General features: G+C 62.1%; 13 protein-coding genes. 2 read left to right on the top strand and 11 right to left on the bottom strand.

Annotated features, from left to right (window positions below; all coding sequences use genetic code 11):
• Positions 1–305: 305 nt before the first annotated feature.
• The 10 genes from BHV64_RS05440 to BHV64_RS05395 all read right to left on the bottom strand — a co-directional run bounded on the left by BHV64_RS05440 (position 306) and on the right by BHV64_RS05395 (position 12,261).
• Entirely contained in the window at positions 306–2,462 is a 2,157-nt protein-coding gene (locus tag BHV64_RS05440; RefSeq protein WP_022061922.1) for an elongation factor G, read from the bottom strand.
• Positions 2,463–2,590: 128 nt separating this feature from the next.
• The gene (locus BHV64_RS05435) at positions 2,591–3,271 is read right to left on the bottom strand and encodes an SGNH/GDSL hydrolase family protein (RefSeq protein ID WP_015546533.1); all 681 of its coding nucleotides are present in this window, start codon (positions 3,269–3,271) and stop codon (positions 2,591–2,593) included.
• An 8-nt stretch (positions 3,272–3,279) separates the two neighbouring features.
• Positions 3,280–3,513 (bottom strand): hypothetical protein, encoded by a 234-nt coding sequence (locus BHV64_RS05430; protein WP_015546532.1) that lies wholly within the window; start codon positions 3,511–3,513, stop codon positions 3,280–3,282.
• 30 nt (positions 3,514–3,543) lie between these two features.
• Positions 3,544–4,935: an aminopeptidase P family protein gene (locus tag BHV64_RS05425; protein ID WP_149886911.1), complete on the bottom strand. Its 1,392-nt coding sequence runs from the start codon at positions 4,933–4,935 to the stop codon at positions 3,544–3,546.
• A gap of 47 nt (positions 4,936–4,982) precedes the next feature.
• The gene (locus BHV64_RS05420; protein WP_217727603.1) at positions 4,983–6,350 is read right to left on the bottom strand and encodes an MFS transporter; all 1,368 of its coding nucleotides are present in this window, start codon (positions 6,348–6,350) and stop codon (positions 4,983–4,985) included.
• Between the two features lie 240 nt (positions 6,351–6,590).
• Complete coding sequence (locus BHV64_RS05415; RefSeq protein WP_254886392.1) at positions 6,591–8,495, bottom strand: S9 family peptidase; 1,905 nt, start codon at positions 8,493–8,495, stop codon at positions 6,591–6,593.
• 32 nt (positions 8,496–8,527) lie between these two features.
• A complete protein-coding gene (locus BHV64_RS05410) occupies positions 8,528–8,722 on the bottom strand; it encodes a hypothetical protein (RefSeq protein WP_022061927.1) in 195 nt (64 codons plus the stop codon).
• A 170-nt stretch (positions 8,723–8,892) separates the two neighbouring features.
• Positions 8,893–10,023 (bottom strand): acyltransferase family protein, encoded by a 1,131-nt coding sequence (locus BHV64_RS05405; protein WP_138265663.1) that lies wholly within the window; start codon positions 10,021–10,023, stop codon positions 8,893–8,895.
• Between the two features lie 12 nt (positions 10,024–10,035).
• Positions 10,036–11,286 (bottom strand): peptidase U32 family protein, encoded by a 1,251-nt coding sequence (locus BHV64_RS05400; protein WP_015546526.1) that lies wholly within the window; start codon positions 11,284–11,286, stop codon positions 10,036–10,038.
• 3 nt (positions 11,287–11,289) lie between these two features.
• On the bottom strand, positions 11,290–12,261 hold the full coding sequence (locus tag BHV64_RS05395) for a polyprenyl synthetase family protein (RefSeq protein ID WP_217727599.1): 972 nt from the start codon (positions 12,259–12,261) through the stop codon (positions 11,290–11,292).
• A 118-nt stretch (positions 12,262–12,379) separates the two neighbouring features.
• Between BHV64_RS05395 and BHV64_RS05390 the strand changes: the two genes are divergently transcribed.
• Both BHV64_RS05390 and BHV64_RS05385 read left to right on the top strand, forming a co-directional pair.
• On the top strand, positions 12,380–13,384 hold the full coding sequence (locus BHV64_RS05390; protein WP_015546524.1) for an ROK family protein: 1,005 nt from the start codon (positions 12,380–12,382) through the stop codon (positions 13,382–13,384).
• Positions 13,385–13,464: 80 nt separating this feature from the next.
• Entirely contained in the window at positions 13,465–14,538 is a 1,074-nt protein-coding gene (locus BHV64_RS05385; RefSeq protein WP_138265662.1) for an SGNH/GDSL hydrolase family protein, read from the top strand.
• Positions 14,539–14,936: 398 nt separating this feature from the next.
• Here the strand turns inward: BHV64_RS05385 and BHV64_RS05380 are convergent, their stop codons facing one another.
• Positions 14,937–15,872 carry a hypothetical protein gene (locus BHV64_RS05380; RefSeq protein WP_147619797.1) on the bottom strand — a complete coding sequence of 312 codons (936 nt, stop codon included), beginning with the start codon at positions 15,870–15,872 and terminating at the stop codon, positions 14,937–14,939.
• Positions 15,873–15,895: the final 23 nt, after the last annotated feature.

Here is a 15,895-nt window from a genome sequence, read left to right as displayed (position 1 = left end):
CGGAAAAGAGAATTAAATACTTATAAACAAGACATTTACTCTTTTCTGCATATTCCGTTACCTACAAATACCGAACCGAATCATCGGTCCGCCGCTTTTGCATTATCGGGCGCAGCGCCGGATGGCGACATCCGAAGCCTGTGTGCCGCCTCCGGACCCGGCTCTTTGCGGGGGGCGTGGAACCGGACGGTACGCGGAGGGCCTGCTGCGGTCCCTGAAGCCGGTCTTTTAAGCGGGGCCGGGCGCAGAATGGGCTGTGCCGTTCCGACTGGCCTCTCGCCTCCTGAAGCCCGGCCTTTGCCGGGTTATTCGTCGTCGGTGTCGGTGTAGGCCTTGAGCAGTTTTTCCTGCACGTCGGCGGGAACCTGCTCGTAGCTGCCGAATTTCATCGAGTAGGTGGCCGAACCCGACGTCAGCGACGAAAGGGTCGTCGAGTAGCGGTACAGTTCAGCCAGCGGAACCAGCGCGTTCAGCCGGTCGAATCCCTTGTCCGACTCCATGCCGGCGATCATCGCGCGGCGGTTCTGGAGATCCGACATCACGGCGCCCATGTATTCGCTCGGCACGAGTACCTCGACGCTGTATATCGGCTCCATGATCTTGGGTCCCGCGTTGCGGAAAGCCTCCTTGAAGGCGTTGCGGGCCGCCAGCTTGAACGAGATTTCGTTCGAATCCACCGGGTGCATCTTGCCGTCGTAGATCACCACGCGGATGTCTCGGGCGTACGATCCGGTCAGCGGGCCTTCGTCCATCTTCTCCATGATACCTTTCAGGATGGCGGGCATGAAGCGCGCGTCGATGGCGCCGCCCACGATCGCCGAGTAGAATTGCAGTTTGCCGCCCCACGGCAGGTCGTATTCCTCCTTGGTCTTGGGGTTCAGCACCATGTCGCCCTTGCCGGGTACCTTGTAGTTCTTCGGTTCGCCGATGCCCTCGTAATAGGGTTCGATGATCATGTGCACCTCGCCGAACTGGCCTGCGCCGCCCGACTGCTTCTTGTGGCGGTAGTCGGCCTGCGCGACCTTGGTGATGGTTTCGCGGTAGGGAATCTTCGGCGCGATGTATTCATAGGCGAGTTTGTTCTCCTTCTCGATGCGCGAGCGCAGGATGTTCAGGTGGTGTTCGCCCTGACCCTGGATGATGGTCTGCTTCAGCTCTTTGGAGTATTCGACCAGAATGGTCGGGTCTTCGAATTTGGCGTCGTTGAGCACCTTGCCCAGTTTCTCCTCGTCGGCCTGGTCCTTGCATTTGATGGCGGCGCGGTAGCGGGGCTCGGGGAAGACGATCGGTTCGATCGTCACGGGAGCCGACGGGGCCGAAAGCGTGTCGTTCGTCCGCGTGCCCTTCAGCTTCACCGTGCAGCCGATGTCTCCGGCCATGAGTTCCGTGACCTTGATCCGGTTCTTGCCCGCCACGGCGAACAGCTGCGAGAGCTTTTCCTTGTTTCCGGTGCGGGTGTTCACCAGCTCCGCTCCCTCGGCGATCCTGCCTCGGATGACGCGGAAATAGGTGATCTCGCCGATATGCTGTTCCACCTGGCTCTTGAAGACGAATGCCACGGCGGGTGCGGTCTCGTCGGCCGTGATCTCCTCGCCTTCGGTCGAAAGGAATGCCGGGGCTTTCTGCGGACCGGGCGCCACGTTGATGATGAACTCCATCAGACGCTTGGTGCCGATGTCGCGCTTGCCCGAGGTGCAGAAGATGGGCATCACTTCGCGTTTCGAGACGCCGATCTTCAGGCCCGAGCGGATGTCGTCCTGCGTGAGCGTGCCTTTGTCGAAGTAGAGTTCCATCAGCGCCTCGTCGTGTTCGGCGGCCATCTCGACCAGCTCCTTGTTCAGCTCCTGGGCCTTTTCAAGCTCTTCGGCCGGAATTTCCAGCTCCTCGCGGTGGCCGTCGTTGTCCTTGAAGCGGTACATCTTCATCAGCAGTACGTCGATGAAGGCGTTGAACTCCGGACCCTGGTTGACGGGATACTGCACGATGACGGGTTTCACGCGCGACGAAGCCCGGATCGACTCGACCGTGGCCTCGAAGCTGGCCTTCTCGGCGTCCAGCTGGTTCACCACGCCGATCACGGGTTTTTGCAGCAGCCGGGCGTAGCGGGCCTGAATCTCGCTGCCCACCTCCCAGCCGTTCTGGGCGTTGAACAGGAAGACGCCCACGTCTCCGACCTTGAAGGCCGAGAAGAGGCTTCCGCAGAAGTCGTCCGAGCCGGGGCAGTCGATGATGTTCAACTTGCGGTCCATGAATTCGGTGAAGAGGATCGTCGAATAGATCGAGCGTTTGTATTCGTGCTCGATATCCGTGTTGTCCGAGAGCGTGTTGTTCGCCTCGATACTACCCCTGCGGTCGATGACCTTACCCTCGAAGGCCATCGCTTCGGCAAGGGTAGTTTTACCCGTGCCGGGCGCGCCGATGAGTACGATGTTCTTGATCTCTTTAGCTGAATAATTTTTCATATTCTCGTATGGTTTTAAGGTTTTTCGGTTAGCCGACTATAAATATACAAATTATTCGTGAAAAACAACTTCGGGAATGAAAAAATCGCCCCTTGAGGGCGATTTTTCGGTCTGTCGGAACCGCGGATTCACTTTGCGGCCGCGGGACAGTAGTGCGCCAGCGCGGGCAGAACGATCCGCTCCATGACGTCGTATCCTTCGGGCGTGGGATGCACGCCGTCTTTGGTGTACTCGCTGCGCATCGAGCCGTCTCCGGCGTCCATCGCCGTGTAATAGTCGACCCAGATCAGCCCGCGGTCGGAGGCGTACCGGTGCAGCCGTGCGTTCAGGTCCCGGATTTTTTCGGGAACCGACTCGATCTCGGTCCTCCAGGGGTATTTTCCGGCCGGGAGCACGGAGCAGATGATCGGCCGGATGCCTGCGGCCATCGCCAGCTCGGCCATCGAGATGATGTTTTCGACGATGTGCTGGGTGGCGATCGGCCCGTTGTTCTGCGCCAGGTCGTTCGTCCCGGCGAGGATCACCACCGCCTGCGGATGGAGGTTGATCACGTCGGCCCGGAAGCGGCAGAGCATCTGGCCGGTGACCTGCCCGCCGATTCCGCGGCAGGCGAAATTGTTCGCCGTGAAGAATTCGGGATGGGCGTTGTCCCATCCGTCGGTGATCGAGTTGCCCATGAACACCACCGCGGGCGGGGTCGTGAGCTGCGCATTGGCTTCGGCATAGCGGCCGTAGTTGGCCCAGTCGCGCTGTTGGGCCGTCAGCAGGGCCGGAAGTGCGAGCGCGATCAGCAGAATCAGTTTTTTCATGGAGGTCGTTACTTTTTTTGAGCTTGGGTGATGTTGCGTGCGTTGCGTTCGTCGTCGCTGCGGCGGCGTTTGCCTCCGAAACGGCCGAAGAGCCATCCCGCCGCGAAGGCGGCCAGCAGGAGGATGATGTCCACGAAGACGCTCGCCAGCCACCGCTGGATGGCCGGAGCGAAATTCCAGAGCAGCAGGAAGACGATCAGGATGCCCAGCAGGCCCAGGCCGATTGTCCATTTTTTGTCCATAGTCGTTGTGTTTGCGGGGTTTTCGGTGCGTTATTTGCCCACGACGCCTTCCAGTTCTTCGACTGTGACGGGGATTTTCCGGTCGCCGATGATGCGGCTGCCCGACTCCGTCACGAGGATGTCGTCCTCGATGCGGATGCCGCCGAAATCGCGGTAGGCCTCCAGCGCGTCGTAGTCGACGATGCCCTTGTATTTCCCTTCGGCGCGGCACTTGTCGATCAGCGCAGGGATGAAGTAGAGACCCGGTTCGTCGGTCATCACGGTCCCCGGTTCGATCCGCCACGCCGCGCGGTAGACGCAGGTTCCCGACTCGGCGGCCCGTTCGGCGATCGAACCGTAGTCGAACGACCTCTCGCCCATCGCCTCGCAGTCGTGCACGTCCATGCCCAGTCCGTGGCCCAGTCCGTGGGGCATGAGCATCGTCATCGCCCCTGCGGCCACGGCGTCGGCGGCCGAGCCTTTCAGCAGGCCCAGTCCGACAAGCCCTTCGGCGAGGGTCATGTAGGCGGCGTTGTGCACCTCGGTGTACATCATGTGGGGCTTCACGATGCGCGCCACGTGGTCGTGCGCCGCCAGTACGATGTTGTAAATGTCTTTTTGCTTTTGGGTGAAGCGTCCGCTCACGGGATAGGTGCGCGTGTGGTCCGAGCAGTAGCCTTCGACGGTTTCGCCGCCGGCGTCGCACAGCAGCAGCCGGCCCTCCTCCAGCACGCCGTCGGCGTTGAGATTGTGGAGCGTCTCGCCGTGCTGCGACACGATCGACGGGAACGACACGCCCTGTCCCTGCGATTTGGCGACGCCTTCGATGGCTCCCGCGATCTGGCGTTCGACGACGCCCGGGCGGCACATCCGCATGGCCGTCGTGTGCATCTCGTAGCCGATCCGGAAGGCGCGTTCCATCTCCTCGACCTCTTCGGCGCTCTTCTTCTCGCGCATCTCCGCCACGGCGAACATCAGGTCCACAGACTTGTAGTCGTGCAGCAGCGCGGGTTTGATGCCCAGCAGCGCCGACAGCTGGAGCTTGGTCTCCCCGCGGTAGGGCGGCAGGTAGTGGACCCTGCGGCCCAGGGAGATCGCCCTGCGCAGCCGTTTTTCAAGCTCCGCCATCGGGAACGTCGCCGTGACGCCCGCTCCGGCGCCCATTTCGCGCAGCGTGGGCTGCGGTCCGGTCCAGATGATGTCCTCGACGGTGAAATCGTCGCCGTACAGCGCCTCTTCGCCTGTGTCGGCGTCGATCACGCCGACGACCGACGGCACGTTCAGCCCGAAATAGTAGCGGAACGAGGAGTCCTGCCGGAAGTAGTAGGCGTTGTTGGGATAATTGTTCGGCGAGAGCGAATTGCCCGGGAGCAGGATGATGCCGCTTCCGATCTTCGTGCGCAGCTCGTGGCGGCGCGCGGTATAGGTTTTTGCTGAAAACATAGTGTTGCTGTTTTCAGCAAATATACGAAAAACTAATTTTTAATTCTTCATTTTTCATTTTTAATTCTCTTCAGCCCTTCGGGCAGGGGCAGGCGGATGCGCGCGAGGCTGACGGCGGCCCCTGCGACGGCGAATCCGCCCGCCAGCAGCAGGGCCGTGTGGGTGCTGTTTTCGGGCACGACGTGGAACAGCAGGGCCATCAGCGCGGCGCCGGTCGTTTGTCCCGCGAGGCGTGCGGTGGCCAGCATGCCGCTCGCCGAACCGCTCCGTTCGGGCGGGGCCGAGGCGATCAGGATGCTGTTGTTGGGCGATTGGAACAGTCCGAATCCCGCGCCGCAGAGCACCAGCCGCCAGATGATGTCGAAATCGGTCGGATGCTCCGGCAGGAAGGCCAGCAGGAACAGTCCCGCGGCCATCATCGTAAGCCCCGTGCCGCCCAGCAGCCCGGCGTGAATGCGCTCGATGAGCAGCCCGGCCACCGGGGCCACGACCATGATCACGGCGGGCCAGGCCGTCAGCAGCAGTCCCGTCTCGACGTCGTTGTAGCCGCAGGCCTGTTGCAAGTAGAAGGGCAGCGCCACCATGGCGAGCATCTGCCCGAGGAACGAGCAGACCGACGTTGCGACCGAGACCGAGAAGATCGGGATGCGCAGCAGGTCGAACGGCAGGATCGGATACGGTTCGCGCAGCTGGCCGCGGATGAAGAAGAAGCCGACGACGATGAGCGCCGCGACGCCCAGCGAGAGCACGCGCGGGTCCAGCCCGTGGGAGAAACCCTCGACCGAGGCCATCATCAGTCCGAACGTCAGGGCGTTCATCACTGCGTCGCGCCAGTCGAAGCGGTGTTCGCGCACCCGTACGGGATTCTCCGGCAGGAACCGGCGGCTGAGCGCCAGGGCGGCCAGCCCTATCGGGACGTTCACGGCGAACAGCCACGGCCAGTCGGCCGCGGAGAGGATGCCCGCCGCCAGCGTCGGCCCGGCCACCGACGAGGTGGCGACCACCGTGGCGTTGACGCCCATGCCGCGTCCCAGCCGGGCCTTGGGGTAGATGAAGCGGATCAGCGAGGTGTTGACCGAGGTGATGGCCGCGGCTCCGAACCCCTGCATGACGCGCGCCAGCACGAGGGCCTGGAGCGACCCGGAGAGCGAGCAGCCCACCGACGCCACCGTGAAGAGCATCAGCCCGCCGATGTAGACCTTGCGGTAACCCACCACGTCGCCCAGCGCCGAGAGGGAGAGCAGCGAGACCATGATGGCCAGCTGGTAGGCGTTGACGATCCAGATCGAATCGGCCGCCGAGATGCCCAACTGCTGCCCGATGGTGGGCAGGGCGACGTTGGCGACGGTCCCGTCGATCACCGAGAGCGATACGCCGAAGGCCACGGCCAGAATGGCTCCAAGCCGTTGGGGCATGGGCAGTCCGTCCGCAGGACGCTGGGGTATGTGGGGCGCGGCGTGCATTGCGACAGCAAAAGTAGGGATTTTTCCGGGCTTTTCCGGCAAAAGGCCCGGAAATTCCGGGCCTTCGTCGCACAACTGTCATATGGGCTTTTCCGTCGCGGCGGCCGGTAAGAGAGCCGTCTTCCGGGTCGGCCCGGGTTTGAACTTTTTATTTTGAATGGCTGTGGTTCACAGATTCTGTTTCCGCTGCCTTTACCGGCGGCAGCTTTCGGGGACGATGTCGCCCTCGGGCCGGACGCCCTTGAGGTGCTTGCCGAAGAACTTCTCCATGGCGCGGTAGAAGTCGAAGCGGTTCTCCTCGTTGTGGAATCCGTGGCCTTCGTTGTCCTTGACCATGTAGTCCACCTCCACGCCGCGTGCGCGCAGCGCCTCGACCATCTGGTTGCTCTCGTTGATGTTCACGCGGGGGTCGTTGGCGCCCTGAACCACCAGCAGCGGGGTCTTGATCCGCCCGGCGTTGAGCGCCGGGGAGTTTTCGCGCAGCATCTCCTGCTGCGTTTCGGGATTGCCGACCATTTCGTACATCTGGTCGAGCAGCGGCTTCCAGTAGGGAGGAATGGTGTTCAGGAACGAGAAGAGGTTCGAGACGCCTACATAGTCGATGGCGCAGGCGTAGAGGTCGGGGTCTTTGACGATGCCTTGCAGCGTGGCGTAACCGCCGTACGAGCCGCCGTAGATGGCGATCCGGGCGGGATCGGCGATGCCTTTCCCGATCAGCCAGTTCACGCCGTCGGTGATGTCGTCCTGCATCTCCTGCCCCCACTTGCCGAAGGCGATCTCCGTGAAGCGGCGGCCGAAGCCCGTCGAGCCGCGGAAGTTCATCTGCAATACGGCGTAGCCGCGGTTGGCCAGGAACTGCGCCTCGGGGTTGAAGCCCCACGAGTCGCGCGCCCACGGACCTCCGTGGGGATTCACCACCACGGGCAGGTTTTTGGCGTTGCGCAGGGTCTTGCCCACGGGCAGCGTGAGGTAACCCTCGATGCGCTCGCCGTCGCGCGCGGTGTATTCGATGGGGAGCATTTCGGCCATCTCCTCCTGTTTGATCCACGGACGCAGGTCGGCCAGTTTGGTCATCGTGTCGGCGGCGACATCGTAGATGTAGTAGGCGCCCGCCGTGCGGTCGCTGCCGGCGTAGACGATGTATTTGTCCTCGGCCTTGTCCGAACCGACGATGCCCAGTTCGTAGCCGCGCAGGTGGCGCTCCATGCGGCCGAACAGCTCGCCGGCCTCACGGTCGAAGAAGTGGCGCGTCGTCCCCTTGTGTCCTTCGTACGATACGCCGAGCAGTTTTTTCTCCTTTTCGCTGTACCAGACGCCCGCCAGGTCGTAGGTGTCGTTCGTATAGAGCCCCTCTTTCTCCTCGCACGTCGCGGGGTCCATCAGCACGAGGGCGTCCTTGTCGCGTCCGAGGTTGGTGATGGCGTATACCATCCTGTTGTCGGGGGTGAACGTCGCGAAGCTGACCCCCTCCTTGAAATTGGTCGTCAGCACGGGGCGGAACTCTTCGGCCTCGCTCTCGCGGTAGCGGATCTGGGTGTTGACGCCGTCGACGACGGCGTAGGCCACGCGCAGCTTGCCGTCGTGGTCGGTCTGCCAGCCCTGCACGTCGCCGGGATTCTCGCAGAGCAGGGTTTTCTCCCCGGTGTTGAGGTTCAAACGATAGGGGTCGAATATCTGCGGGTTGCGCTCGTTCGTGCCGATGATCATCAGCGAGTCGATCTCCTCCAGCGGGTCGATGATCGTGGTCCGCACGCCCGGGATGGCGGTGTAGGCCTTCGGGTCCGTGCCGTCGATGTCGACGCCGTAGAGCTGGAAATTCTCGTCGCCGCCCGTGTCCTTGAGGTAGAGGATGCGGCTGTCGTTGGCCCAGAAGTATCCGGCCAGGTCGCGTTCTCTCTCCGAGGTGATGCGCACGGCCTCGTCCGACCCGACCTGCTGTACGAAGATGTTGCGGCGGCTCTCCCAGGGGGCCATGTAGGAGAAGTATTTTCCGTCGGGCGAAATCTGGTAGTCCGACTTTTCCGAGTTGCGGAAGAAGGTCTCCATCGGCAGCTCGGGGGCTGTTTTCGGGGTGCAGGCGACGGCCGTGGCGGCCATTGCGGCGATGATCAGGAGTTTTTTCATGGGATTTATTCGTTTGAGTTCTCTTCTTGTTTTCCGGTTTTGCGCCAGATGTTCGTCAGGCAGAGGAGCAGGCCGATCGCGATCGGCAGGTTGAACCCGTGCGGCGACTGGGGGAACATCAGATGTGTGGCGACCTTCACGGCGAAAGCCGCGACGACGAGAAAAACGGTCAGAATGCGGATGACTTTTTCGATTTCCATGGGGTGTCTTTTTTGTTTTCGACACTGCAAACATACGAAACAATTTTTGAAAAACAAATAATATTTATTGAAATTCGATAAATAATTTTCGATAGTTGGCCGTTTTCGGTTTCCGTGGCATGAAAAAAGGCGCACCTTTCGGATGCGCCTTCCCGTCATTGGGGGGACGGTCAGATCTTGAGGTATATCTTTTTCCGGTCGAGGAACCACAGCAGCAGCCAGCAGACGGCGACGTACCCCGCCGAGAGAACCACGGCGGCCGCCTCGGGCGAGAGTTTCGAAGCCAGCCCGCCGAAGAAGAACTCCGAGGTGTAGCTCACGCGGACGATCCGCTGGACCATGTAAATCGTGATCGAATTGACGCCGATGACCTTGAAGAAATAGCTCCACCGCCGCCATTGGCACACATCTATTATATAATAGAACAGCGCGAACATGCCCAGCGAGTAGGCTCCGGCGGCGAATACGAAGGCCGGAGTCCAGAGTTTCTTGTTGATCGGCTGCAACGGGTCGAGGCAGAGCGCCAGCGCCAGCAGCGCAACCGCCCCGGCGGCCATCCAGAGCGTCTTGCGGCTGCCGGAGGTCCGCTCTTCGGAGCGGCGGACGAACTCGCCCGTGAACATGCCCAGCATGGCCGTCACGATGGCCGGGAGGGTGCTCAACAACCCTTCGGGGTCGAATCCCCTGCCTCCCAGCAGGTGCGAGGGCATGACGATCCGGTCGACGTAGCCCACGATATTGCCTTCGAGGGTCAGCGGCCCGGCCCCTCCGGCGTCGGGCGCGGCGACGAATTGCAGCAGCAGTCCGTAGCCGAGGAGGATCGCGGCGGCGATGACGGCGCGCGTGCGCACGTTGAAATTGACGAACAGCAGCGCCGCGAACATCCACGCCAGACCGATCCGGCCCAGCACGCTCGGCAGGCGCAGCGTGGCGAAGTCGAGCTTGAACAGTCCGCTGTAAACGAATCCCAGCGCCACGAGGGTCAGGCCGCGGCGGATGACTTTCAGGTAGATGCTTCGTTCGCTCATCCCTTTTTCGCGCTGTTTGGCGAGCGAGAAGGGGAACGAGATGCCCGCGATGAAGAGGAACAGCGGGAAAATGGTGTCGTGGTGGAAGAATCCGTTCCAGTCGGCGTGACCCATCTGGGCGGTCATCCAGTCGGAAAATTCTCCGGGACAGAGCTTGCACAGGGCTGTTACCAGTCCTGCGAATCCCATGATGAAGAGCATGTCGAAGCCCCGCAGGGCGTCGAGCGAAAGAAGCCGCTGCGAGGCGGCCGGTTGGGTCGGTTGAGGTTTCATCGGTATCGGGTTTCAGGTTGTTTCGGCGGGGACGAATTTGTAGAGCTGGTCGCCGCGGCGGACGACGCCGGGCGTGCGGATGGCGCAGAGTTCCCCCTGGGCGACCGACTCTGCCGGCTGTCCGTCGGGTCCGTGCAGTTCGGTGAGCGTCTGTTCGGCGACGCCCGTGGTCGCGCCGAGAAAGAAGATCGGTTCCCCGACAGCGAGCGGAGCCGCTTCGACCGACACCTCGGCTACCGAGAGCTTTCGGTAAAAGTTCGTCACCTTTCCCACATACACTTTGCGTTGGGTGGCCGACGATCCGTAGGCGGGGCTGTGCTCCACGACAGGGCGTCCGGCGTAGTAGCCTTCCCAGAAACCGCGGTTGAAAACCGTGCGGAGCCGCTCTTTCAGCTCCGCAGTTAAAGCGGGAGTGTAGGTCCCGGACTCCATCGCCTTGAGCGCCTGGTCGTAACACTCCACCACGCGTTTCACGTACTCCGCGCCGCGGGCGCGTCCCTCGATCTTCAGCACCCGGACCCCCGCGGCGATCATTTTGTCGAGGAAGTCGATGGTGCATAGGTCTTTGGGCGACAGGACGTAGCGTCCGTCGATGTCCAGCTGCGCGCCCGTCTCCTTGTCCGTGACGGTGTATTTGCGGCGGCACAGCTGGCGGCAGGCGCCGCGGTTGGCCGAGCAGTTGGTTTCGTAGAGCGAAAGGTAGCATTTGCCCGAGACGGACATGCACAGCGCGCCGTGGGCGAACATCTCGATCTCGACCAGTTCGCCCCGCGGGCCGCGGATGTCGTCCTCGACGATCCGGCGGCGGATCGCCGCCACCTGCTCCAGCGACAGTTCGCGCGCCAGCACCACCGTGTCGGCCCACTGGGCGTAGAAGCGCACCGCCTCGGAGTTCGAGATGTTGCTCTGGGTCGAGATGTGCACCTCCTGCCCGATCCGGCGGGCGTAAAGGATCGCCGCCATGTCCGAGGCGATCACGGCGTCGACGCCCTCCTTTTTGGCGCGGTCGATCACGGCGTGCACGTCGGCGATCTCGTCTTCGTAGACGATCGTGTTGACCGTCAGGTAGGTCTTCACCCCGGCCTTGCGGGCCGAGGCGACGATCCGTCCCAGGTCGTCGAGCGTGAAGTTGGCCGCCGAGGCCGAACGCATGTTGAGTTTCCCGACGCCGAAATAGACGGCGTCGGCCCCGGCCCGGATGGCGGCCGCGAGCGATTCGTAACTCCCGACGGGAGCCATTATTTCAATGTCGGAGCGTTTCATCGTTCAGTTTTTCCGGTCCATCAGGCTCATGGCGTAGTCGCGCATGCGCTGCGTCCGCGAAGGGGCCACCGAAAGGGTGTCGAGGATCGACAGCGCACGTTCGAAACGCAGCTGGATCTGCTGCTCGGTCAGGCGCGGCACGTCCAGTCGGTCGTAGATCGACTTCACCTTGCCGATCTTCTCGGCGTCGGAGAGCGCCGGGTCGCGGTAGGCCGTGCGCAGCATCTCGCGCGTCGCCTCGTCGGCATGGCTCATCGCCGTGATCATCAGGTAGGTCTTCTTGCCTTCGAGGATGTCGCCCCCGATGGCTTTGCCCAGCCGCTGGTCGCCGTAGCTGTCCAGCAGGTCGTCCTGCAACTGGAACGCCAGCCCCAGCTCGACGGCGAAGCGCCGCAGGCGGCGGCGGTCCTCGTCCGAAGCGCCGCCCAGCATCGCGCCGATCACGACCGATCCGGCCAGCAGCACCGAGGTCTTCAACTCGATCATGTGCATGTATTCGACCACCGAGACCTTGGGTTTCTGTTCGAAATCCATGTCGTACTGCTGTCCTTCGCACACCTCGAGCGCCATGGTGTTGAAGGTCGAGAGCACCTGCGGCAGCAGGTTGGCCGGGACGCTGCTCAACAGGCGGTAGGCGTAGATCATCATGGCGTCGCCCGAGAGGATGGCCACGTTCTGCCCCCATTTGGCATGGACCGAGGGCTTGCCCCGGCGCACGGCGGCGTTGTCCATGATGTCGTCGTGCAGCAGCGTGAAGTTGTGGAACACCTCGACGGCCGCAGCTGCGGGCAGCGCCTGCTTCACGTCGTCGGAGAAGATGCCGCAGGAGAGCGTCAGCAGCATGGGGCGGAGGCGTTTGCCGCCCCCGGCGAGCGAATAGCCGATCGGGGCGTATAGGAGTTCCGGTTCGGCCGGAAATTCGGTCTGGGCGAGGTAATTTTCGATGGCGGAGAGCATCTGCTCGTTGGTCTGCATAGTCTTGAATGGTACTTTTGGGTCGGAAACTGTCCCAAAAATAGGAAAAAACTTTGGAGTAGCCGAATTTTCGATTAACTTTGACAGGATAAAACTAACTTTTAACCTGAAACACGATATGAAAAAACTCGCGATCGGCGTGGACATCGGCGGCATCAACACCGCTTTCGGCCTCGTGGATGAAAACGGCGACCTCTATGCCGAATCGGTCATCTCGACCAAGAAGTACCCTTATGTTGACGACTATCCGGCTTATGTCGAGGACCTTTGCGACTCGATGCGCGCTCTGGCGCAGAGCCTTTCGTTCGAGTACGAACTGACGGGCATCGGCATCGGCGCGCCCAATGCCAACTACCACAAGGGCACGATCGAAACCCCTGCGAACCTTTGGAAGTTTAAGGAGGGCGACCCCAATCCCGACGAGTCGCGCCGCGTGTTCCCGCTGGCGGACGATATTTCGAAGTGTTTCGGCGGCGTGAAGACGCTCATTACCAACGACGCCAACGCGGCGACGATCGGCGAGATGATTTACGGCAACGCCAAGGGCATGCGCGATTTCATTATGATCACCCTCGGCACGGGGCTCGGTTCGGGATTCGTCGCCAACGGCGAGATGGTCTACGGCCACGACGGCTTCGCCGGCGAGTTCGGCCACGTGATCGTCGAGCGCAACGGCCGTGAGTGCGGCTGCGGGCGCAGGGGCTGTCTGGAGACCTACGTGTCGGCGACGGGCATCAAGCGCACGGCGTTCGAGCTGATGGCGAAGATGAACGCCCCCAGCAAACTGCGCAGCATCGCCTTCGACGACTTCGACGCCTCGATGATCTCGGCCGCCGCCGAGCAGGGCGATCCCATTGCGCTGGAGGCGTTCCGCTATACGGGCGAAATGCTGGGCCGCGCGCTGGCCGACGTGGTGACGGTGACCTCGCCCCAGGCCATTTTCCTCTTCGGCGGACTTTCGAAGGCCGGCAAGCTGATCTTCGAACCGACGCAGTGGTACATGGAGGAGAACATGCTCTTCGTCTTCAAGAACAAGGTGAAACTGCTTCCCAGCGGCATTCAGGGCAAGAATGCCGCCATCCTCGGCGCCTCGGCGCTGATCTGGCAGGAAGCCGCCAAATAGCCGGATACGGCTTGTGCCGCAAGGGCGAAGTTTCCGGACTTCGCCCTTTTTTGAAAACCGAAAACTTTAAATTCACAGCAATGAAACGTTTCTTTCTTCTGACCGTCGCGCTGCTGACGGTCTGGGCCGCGGCCGCACAGATGCGGTTCGTGGACGCCACCGAGTTGAACCTCATCGGCAAGGCCCTGCCGACGCCGCATCCCTACCACCGGATCGACACGGTCGCCTACAAGGGCTTCACCAAGGGCGAGAACCAGCAGGTGCGCTGCTCGGCGGGTCTCGCGCTGGTCTTCAAAACCAACTCCACGCGCATCGACCTGGAGCCGCAGTACACCTCGTTCGTCTACGCGGGGGCAAGCACCCCGCGGGTCGCTTCGGAGGGTTTCGACCTCTACATCCGCAAGGACGGCGAGTGGCTTTACGCCGCGTCGCGCGCCCCGAAGAAACGCGGCGAGGCCTACACGATGATCAGCCGCATGGACTCTTCGGAGAAGGAGTGCCTGTTGTACCTGCCCAATTACAGCGAGCTGACGTCGCTCCGCGTCGGGGTGGACGAGGGGGCGACGATCACCCCGATGGAGAATCCCTTCCGGCATAAGATCGTGATCTTCGGGTCGAGTTTCACGCACGGCGTCAGCACCAGCCGCGCGGGCATGAGCTACCCGATGCAGATCGGCCGCAACACGGGCCTCTGCTTTTGCAGCATCGCGTGCAGCGGCAACTGCAAGCTGCAACCCTATTTCGCCGACTACCTCGGCGACGTAAAGGACGCCGACGCGATGGTTTTCGACGCCTTTTCGAATCCCGACGCGAAGATGATCGAAGAGCGGCTGATTCCCTTCATCGAACGCATCCGCGCGAAGCTGCCTTCGACGCCGCTGATCTTCGTGCAGACGATCTACCGCGAGAGCGGCAATTTCGACCTCCGTTCCCGCAAAATCGAAGAGGACAAGCGCGACATGGCCCGTCGGCAGATGGCCGAAGCCATGAAGCGTTTCGACAACGTCTATTTCGTCGACAAGGCGGACCTCACGGGAACGGACCACGTGACCTCGGCCGACGGCACGCACCCTTCGGATCTGGGCTATTGGCGCTGGGCGCAGAACCTCCAGCCCGAGTTGCTGAAGGTATTCAGGAAGTGCGGCATCCGCTGATACGGCGGGTTTTGCCGGAAACAAGAGGAGGAGGCTCGCAACGAGCCTCCTCCTCTTGTTTTGCACGTGTCGGAATCGCTTTTGCTGCGACACCTTGAACCCGTCGGTCCGCAGGCGGCAGTCGGTCTCTTCGCCGACCGGCGTCGGCCGGGTGTCGCGGGGCGCTCCCGCGGCGGTTGCGGCGGTTGCGGCGGTTGCGGCGGTTGCGGCGGTTGCGACGGTTGCGACGGTTGTGACGGTTGTGACGGTTGTGACGTTGCGGCGCCGCAACGTCGCAATGCGGTCCGCTCCGGAAGTTCTCCGCTCCGGCGGTCCGGGATGGTCCGGCGGGCGGCTCTGAAGCGAAAAAGCCGGACGACACGACTGTCGCCCGGCTTATGAACGGAGGTGCGCCGACGTTATTTCATCACCACCTGCGTCTGGCCGATCAGGCGGCCTTCGCAGTAGAGCTGTATCTGGTAGGTTCCGGCGGCGAATCCCGTCGAGTTGTAGTAGATGCCCACTTCGAGGTCCTGGTTCTGGTAGTCGACCTCGCGCATGGCCGAGTAGCTCAACCGTTCGCCCTCGAATTCGAAGGTCGGCATGGCCTCGGTGGTCAGCACGTAGCCGTCGGGCGAGGTGATGCGCACGTAGACGGCCTTGTTGCCCGGGGTGGCCAGCTCGTTGGCCGCGAGCACGAAGTCGACGCGCAGGCGTGCGGCGTTCTTGACCCGCGAAACGGGCTTGCTGCGGTCGTTGAGCGCCGAGAGGCGGATGTCGCGGGCGCGGAGCACCGAACCCACCTTGACCTTGTTGTCCAGTTCGGCGGCCTTCTCTTCGGCCATGTCGGCGCGCAGCTTGGCCGACGAAATCTCCTTGCGGAAGCCGACGTTCTCCTTGATGAGCTTTTTGTTGAGCGTATTGAGCGAGTCGATCTGCTTCACGTAACCTTTCATAATCGTGCGCAGCGTGCCGACCTCCTTTTCATACTGTTTGATCTTCGCGAGGTTCCACGAACGCTCCTTCTTGAGGCGCGTCATCAGCGAGTCGGCGCGTTCGCGTTCGAGGGTCAGCCCGGCCGAAATCGAGTCGTTCGAGATGCGCAGCCCGTCGTAGTCGGTCATCAGCCGCCCCAGGTCGTTCTGGATCGAGTCGCGGTCGGCCTGCAACAGCTCGTTGTCGAGCATCTGCTGGCGGTGGATGCTGAAGTAGAGCACCGAAAGCGCAGCCAGGATCACCGAGAGGATGATGATGACGATGCGGTAGCCGCGGATGGATTTGCCCGCATCGGGCTGCGGGGTGGTGTAGTCGTCGTCTTCGAATTCCGAAGGATCGTATCCCTGTTTGTTTTCCATAGTGATCCGTTTTTATTACAAAG

This window comes from Alistipes sp. 56_sp_Nov_56_25 (genome assembly GCF_001915285.1).
In the GTDB taxonomy this organism is placed as follows: Bacteria; Bacteroidota; Bacteroidia; order Bacteroidales; family Rikenellaceae; genus Alistipes; species Alistipes shahii.
The sequence above is the reverse complement of the archived record's forward strand: the minus strand, read 5'-3'. Positions and strand labels throughout refer to the sequence as shown.

Excerpts from the sequence above, each read along its gene's own strand:
- BHV64_RS05400 (WP_015546526.1), bottom strand. The coding sequence starts at position 11,286 with ATGAAACGCTCCGACATTGAAATAATGGCTCCCGTCGGGAGTTACGAA.
- BHV64_RS05415 (WP_254886392.1), bottom strand. The coding sequence starts at position 8,495 with ATGGCCGCCACGGCCGTCGCCTGCACCCCGAAAACAGCCCCCGAGCTG.
- BHV64_RS05390 (WP_015546524.1), top strand. The coding sequence starts at position 12,380 with ATGAAAAAACTCGCGATCGGCGTGGACATCGGCGGCATCAACACCGCT.
- BHV64_RS05380 (WP_147619797.1), bottom strand. The coding sequence starts at position 15,872 with ATGGAAAACAAACAGGGATACGATCCTTCGGAATTCGAAGACGACGAC.
- BHV64_RS05430 (WP_015546532.1), bottom strand. The coding sequence starts at position 3,513 with ATGGACAAAAAATGGACAATCGGCCTGGGCCTGCTGGGCATCCTGATC.
- BHV64_RS05395 (WP_217727599.1), bottom strand. The coding sequence starts at position 12,261 with ATGCAGACCAACGAGCAGATGCTCTCCGCCATCGAAAATTACCTCGCC.
- BHV64_RS05405 (WP_138265663.1), bottom strand. The coding sequence starts at position 10,023 with ATGAAACCTCAACCGACCCAACCGGCCGCCTCGCAGCGGCTTCTTTCG.
- BHV64_RS05435 (WP_015546533.1), bottom strand. The coding sequence starts at position 3,271 with ATGAAAAAACTGATTCTGCTGATCGCGCTCGCACTTCCGGCCCTGCTG.
- BHV64_RS05440 (WP_022061922.1), bottom strand. The coding sequence starts at position 2,462 with ATGAAAAATTATTCAGCTAAAGAGATCAAGAACATCGTACTCATCGGC.
- BHV64_RS05425 (WP_149886911.1), bottom strand. The coding sequence starts at position 4,935 with ATGTTTTCAGCAAAAACCTATACCGCGCGCCGCCACGAGCTGCGCACG.
- BHV64_RS05385 (WP_138265662.1), top strand. The coding sequence starts at position 13,465 with ATGAAACGTTTCTTTCTTCTGACCGTCGCGCTGCTGACGGTCTGGGCC.
- BHV64_RS05420 (WP_217727603.1), bottom strand. The coding sequence starts at position 6,350 with ATGCCCCAACGGCTTGGAGCCATTCTGGCCGTGGCCTTCGGCGTATCG.
- BHV64_RS05410 (WP_022061927.1), bottom strand. The coding sequence starts at position 8,722 with ATGGAAATCGAAAAAGTCATCCGCATTCTGACCGTTTTTCTCGTCGTC.